At 39.5% G+C, this 4,882-nt stretch carries 3 protein-coding genes, 5 tRNA genes, 2 rRNA genes and 1 pseudogene; 10 read left to right on the top strand and 1 reads right to left on the bottom strand.

What is annotated here, in order from left to right:
- The first annotated feature begins 166 nt into the window (after positions 1-166).
- The 5 genes from rrf (HMPREF0693_RS17520) to birA all read left to right on the top strand — a co-directional run bounded on the left by rrf (HMPREF0693_RS17520) (position 167) and on the right by birA (position 2,759).
- Positions 167-282, top strand: a 5S ribosomal RNA gene (gene rrf, locus HMPREF0693_RS17520).
- Positions 283-326: 44 nt separating this feature from the next.
- Positions 327-402: transfer RNA gene (locus HMPREF0693_RS17515), tRNA-Thr, on the top strand.
- Between the two features lie 49 nt (positions 403-451).
- A 5S ribosomal RNA gene (gene rrf / locus HMPREF0693_RS17510) occupies positions 452-567 on the top strand.
- A gap of 198 nt (positions 568-765) precedes the next feature.
- Complete coding sequence (murB, locus tag HMPREF0693_RS17505) at positions 766-1,800, top strand: UDP-N-acetylmuramate dehydrogenase (RefSeq protein ID WP_004246973.1); 1,035 nt, start codon at positions 766-768, stop codon at positions 1,798-1,800.
- On the top strand, positions 1,797-2,759 hold the full coding sequence (gene birA, locus HMPREF0693_RS17500; protein ID WP_004246972.1) for a bifunctional biotin--[acetyl-CoA-carboxylase] ligase/biotin operon repressor BirA: 963 nt from the start codon (positions 1,797-1,799) through the stop codon (positions 2,757-2,759). The genes murB and birA overlap by 4 nt, the downstream gene beginning before the upstream one ends.
- Before the next feature lie 132 nt (positions 2,760-2,891).
- On the opposite strand, the gene coaA is transcribed toward birA, so the two are convergent.
- Positions 2,892-3,839, bottom strand: coding sequence for a type I pantothenate kinase (gene coaA / locus HMPREF0693_RS17495; protein WP_004246971.1), 948 nt, complete (start codon positions 3,837-3,839; stop codon positions 2,892-2,894).
- 438 nt (positions 3,840-4,277) lie between these two features.
- Here coaA and HMPREF0693_RS17490 point away from each other — a divergent pair.
- The 5 genes and pseudogenes from HMPREF0693_RS17490 to HMPREF0693_RS19010 form a co-directional block, all read left to right on the top strand.
- Positions 4,278-4,353 (top strand) — tRNA-Thr (locus tag HMPREF0693_RS17490).
- A gap of 16 nt (positions 4,354-4,369) precedes the next feature.
- Positions 4,370-4,454: transfer RNA gene (locus HMPREF0693_RS17485), tRNA-Tyr, on the top strand.
- A gap of 82 nt (positions 4,455-4,536) precedes the next feature.
- A tRNA-Gly gene (locus HMPREF0693_RS17480) sits at positions 4,537-4,611 on the top strand.
- Positions 4,612-4,616: 5 nt separating this feature from the next.
- A tRNA-Thr gene (locus HMPREF0693_RS17475) sits at positions 4,617-4,692 on the top strand.
- A 121-nt stretch (positions 4,693-4,813) separates the two neighbouring features.
- Positions 4,814-4,882: pseudogene (locus HMPREF0693_RS19010) on the top strand (GTP-binding protein); the annotation flags it as partial.

Genomic DNA, 4,882 nt, shown 5'->3' with positions numbered 1-4,882 from the left:
AAAGTCAGCTTGTTCAAGATTAAATTACTGGCGACTCACCGAAAGGAAGGAAGCGAGTAATAGACAGACCAGTTTGTCTGGAACAAACTGGAACAGTGCGGAGCACTGGCCCCGAAGGGGTGAGTCTCAGGATGAGACGAATAATTACAGAATTTGAAGAATTCTGCTTGGCGGCCATAGCGCGGTGGTCCCACCTGATCCCATGCCGAACTCAGAAGTGAAACGCCGTAGCGCCGATGGTAGTGTGGGGTCTCCCCATGTGAGAGTAGGGAACTGCCAAGCATCAATATTTAGGCTGTGTCAGCCGGTGACAATAAGCCACTAGTGCTGATATGGCTCAGTTGGTAGAGCACACCCTTGGTAAGGGTGAGGTCCCCAGTTCGAATCTGGGTATCAGCACCATAAAAAATTATTGATAACTACATAAACAGATAGTTATATACAGAATTTGCTTAGCGGCCATAGCGCGGTGGTCCCACCTGATCCCATGCCGAACTCAGAAGTGAAACGCCGTAGCGCCGATGGTAGTGTGGGGTCTCCCCATGTGAGAGTAGGGAACTGCTAAGCATTAAATAAGGCGAGAAAGCCAACCCAATGGGTTGGCTTTTTTGCATTTGTTTTTCTTTATTCTTAATGATCATCACACCTAGAATAATATAGGTATCTTTTTAACTTACTCTTATTACCTACCAACAGCTCACTCGCGCTATCCTCACAGCAGGTTGACTGCTAAACTAAGCTATCAGCTAAATGAGGTCGACTTTCATGAATGAACCTATTTCATTGCAATCATTTAATACATTTGGTTTGAAAGCCAATGCTCGTCATATAGAAACGGCAAAGAATACAGATGAACTCTGTCGGTACTGGCAAAATGCTCAAGACCAAAAACTGCCTATTCTTATTTTAGGCGGAGGGAGTAATGTTTTATTCATTGAAGATTTTAACGGTACGGTGATTAGAAACTGTATTTCTGGCATTGAAATTACAGAAGATGAGCAACAATGGCATATTCATGTTGGGGCAGGTGAAAATTGGCATAACCTTATAAAGAGCTTAATTGAAAAGCATATTTATGGGTTAGAAAATCTCGCTTTAATCCCTGGTAATGTTGGGTCTGCTCCCATACAAAATATTGGTGCTTATGGTAAAGAATTAAAAGACGTTTGCGCCTATGTTGATATTGTTGAGTTAAGCACTGGTAAAGTCACGCGTTTAACAAATGAAGAGTGCCAATTTGGCTATCGCGACAGTATTTTTAAACATCACTATCAGCAAGGTTATGCAATTATTGCCGTTGGTTTAGTGCTGAATAAACATTGGGAACCTATTTTGACCTATGGTGATTTAGCTAAATTATCACCAGAAACAGTCACACCACAGATAGTATTCGAATCTGTATGCGGTATGAGGACAAGTAAATTGCCGGATCCTGCTCTTACAGGTAATGCGGGTAGTTTTTTTAAAAATCCTATTGTTGATATAAAACTTGCACAACGCTTAAAAAGTAAATATCCATTTTGCCCTCAATATGTACAACATAATGGTGTAAAACTTGCTGCAGGCTGGCTTATTGATCAATGTGGTTTGAAAGGTTATCAGAGCGGTGGCGCTGCTGTGCATACAAAACAGGCATTGGTATTAATTAATAAAGAAGGCAAGGCAAGTGGGCGCGATATTGTTAATTTAGCAAGTTATATTCGCCAAAAGGTATTTGAACGTTTTGGAGTCCAATTAGAGCCGGAAGTGCGTTTTATTGGACGGCATGGCGAGATTAACGCGGTGGATGCTATTTCATGAAAGAGACATCAACTCCTCTATTACTCATCAATATCCTTGCTGATGGTGAGCTCCATTCAGGAGAACAATTAGGCGAAAGTTTGGGGATGACACGGGCAGGGATTAATAAGCATATCAAGACATTGCGTAGCTGGGGTATCGACATTCATACAGTGGCAGGTCAGGGTTATCAGCTAGATGCACCGATGAACCTGTTAAACAGTGAACGTGTCAATCGAGGCATTCAAGGTGCACCAGCTCGTGTGATACCGGTTATTGATTCAACTAACCAGTATATGATACAGCGTATTAGTGAATTAACCTCCGGTGATGTTTGTATTGCTGAATATCAATCTGCAGGGCGTGGGCGTAGAGGGCGGCAATGGATCTCTCCTTTTGGTCGTAATCTATATCTCAGTATGTATTGGAAATTGGATCAAGGGCCTGCTGCAGCAATCGGGCTAAGTTTAGTTGTTGGTGTGATCCTTGCTGAAGTTTTACAGCAATTTGGTGCGAATGGTGTCAAAGTTAAATGGCCAAACGATCTTTACTTAAATGATAAAAAATTATCTGGGATCTTGGTTGAATTAACGGGAAAAACAGGTGATGTTGCGCATATTGTTACTGGCATTGGTATTAATATCGCCATGAGTAACAATCAAAAAGATGCAATAAACCAACAATGGATTAATTTAGAGCAGGTAGGGATAAAAATAGATAGGAATCAGTTGGCTTGTGAAATCACTAATGCGCTAAGAAAAGCATTTGTACAATTTGAAAAACAGGGGTTATCTGCTTTTATTGAACGTTGGAAAAGTTTAGATAATTTTATTGATAGGCGTGTTAAATTAATTATTGGTGACAAAGAGATCTTTGGTATCGCTAAAGGTATTAATGAGCAAGGGGCGTTACTTTTAGAACAAAACAATAAAATAGTACCCTATATTGGTGGTGAGATATCGCTACGAAGTGCACCATAATTGGTTTATTTTGCTACAATTTTCATATTAAAATATGCTCTCTAAAATAGGTAAAGAGAGCATATTTAAATTTAATCCGCCTATTTATAGGGTGAGAATTGATAATTTATCTATTCTCTAAATAGGTAAGATTTATTTACGTAATCTAACGCTTTTAACCGAATGGTTATCACCTTTAGTCATAATCAAGCTGGCTCTTTCACGGGTTGGTAAAATATTTTGCTTTAGGTTTAAGCCATTAATTTCTTGCCAAATGGAAGACGCGATCTCAATAGATTCTTCGCGACTCAGCTTGGAATAATTATTGAAATAGGATTCGGGATCGGTAAATGCCCCTTCACGGAATTTTAAAAATCGGCTGATATACCAGTGTTTCAATAATGCTTCATCTGCATCAACATAAATGGAAAAGTCGACATAATCTGATACAAAAACATTATGTGGATCATGAGGGTAGTCTTGATTACTCTGTAATACATTGAGTCCTTCAAGGATCAAAATATCGGGTTGCTCAATGACCTGTTTTTTGTCTGGAATAATGTCATACACTAAATGAGAATAGACAGGTGCAGTCACTTGCTTTTTGCCCGATTTAATATCAGAGACAAAAGAGACAAGACTATGCATATCATAGGATTCAGGAAACCCTTTTTTCTTCATTATTCCGCGTTTTTTTAATTCCGCATTAGGTAATAAAAATCCATCAGTGGTAATCAAATCCACTTTCCGATGTTCAGGCCAACGAGTTAGCAAAGCTTGAAGTAAACGGGCAGTCGTACTTTTACCCACCGCTACGCTACCCGCTATACCAATGATATAAGGAATTTTGGCGTTATTTGTGCCTAGAAACTGTTCTAAGACAGCCTGACGACGTAAATTTGAACTGATATAGAAATTTAACAACCTTGATAATGGAAGATAAATTTCAATGACATCATCAATTGAGATTTCTTCATTAATGCCTTTAAGGTCGGCAATTTCTGTTTCTGTTAATGTTAAGGGGACCGAATTCCTTAACGTAGCCCACTGCTTTCTATCAAATTCTAAATAAGGGGTTGTAAAGCGTTCTTTGTTATTCATAAGCCAACATCTGCCTAGTATTCGCAGGTTGGACAGGCTGTTTAAAACACCCGTATCCGATAAAAAATAAACAGCATCATAACGAGTGATGTGGCAGAGGCGTAGAGATTTTTTACTTTTTTTCTGCTTTTTTTGACGCGAACTGAATAAATTTGTAAAAAAAGTACAAAAAATAGTCATAAAAAATAAAAATAAGCGTAGAATAAAAGCGTAAAAATAATTCTTTTAGGTGAATTTTACTGTTTAGTGATAAATCTAGGATTGCAGAGAGAATATTGCGTTGGATTTTCTTTTATTTTTTTTGCTGTCATTTTGGTCGTTTTTTTCCTAAAAAATCAACAATACATACAAAAATGAACAAAATCTAAGCAAAAGAACAAATATCGCAATTTTTTTGTTGCATCATGGCGAAAGTCCTCCTAGAATGCGCACCACTTAGCCGGCATAGCTCAGTTGGTAGAGCAACTGACTTGTAATCAGTAGGTCCCGAGTTCGACTCTTGGTGCCGGCACCATTTAAAATTTAGATTTGGTGGGATACCCAAGCGGCCAAAGGGAGCAGACTGTAAATCTGCCGTCACAGACTTCGAAGGTTCGAATCCTTCTCCCACCACCATTAATTCCTTACTTAAGTGTTTTCAAACCGTGAACACTTGAGTAGAATACAAAGCTGATTTTAAGTCAGGTAGCCGAGTTCTGCGGGCATCGTATAATGGCTATTACCTCAGCCTTCCAAGCTGATGATGCGGGTTCGATTCCCGCTGCCCGCTCCAGATGTGCTGATATAGCTCAGTTGGTAGAGCGCACCCTTGGTAAGGGTGAGGTCGGCAGTTCGAATCTGCCTATCAGCACCACTCCCCAATGTTCTTGCCTTCCTGATTAAAAATCTTAACAAGCATAGCTAATCGCTAGTTTAATTACTGCTTGGTTGATGTGGTGTAACCACCGATTCCGTGTCTTAGAGGGACAATTTAAATGTCTAAAGAAAAATTTGAACGTTCAAAACCGCACGTTAACGTTGGTACTATCGGCCACGTTGACCAT

Origin of the sequence: Proteus mirabilis ATCC 29906 (genome assembly GCF_000160755.1) — a bacterium.
Taxonomy (GTDB): domain Bacteria; phylum Pseudomonadota; class Gammaproteobacteria; order Enterobacterales; family Enterobacteriaceae; genus Proteus; species Proteus mirabilis.
The sequence above is the reverse complement of the archived record's forward strand: the minus strand, read 5'-3'. Positions and strand labels throughout refer to the sequence as shown.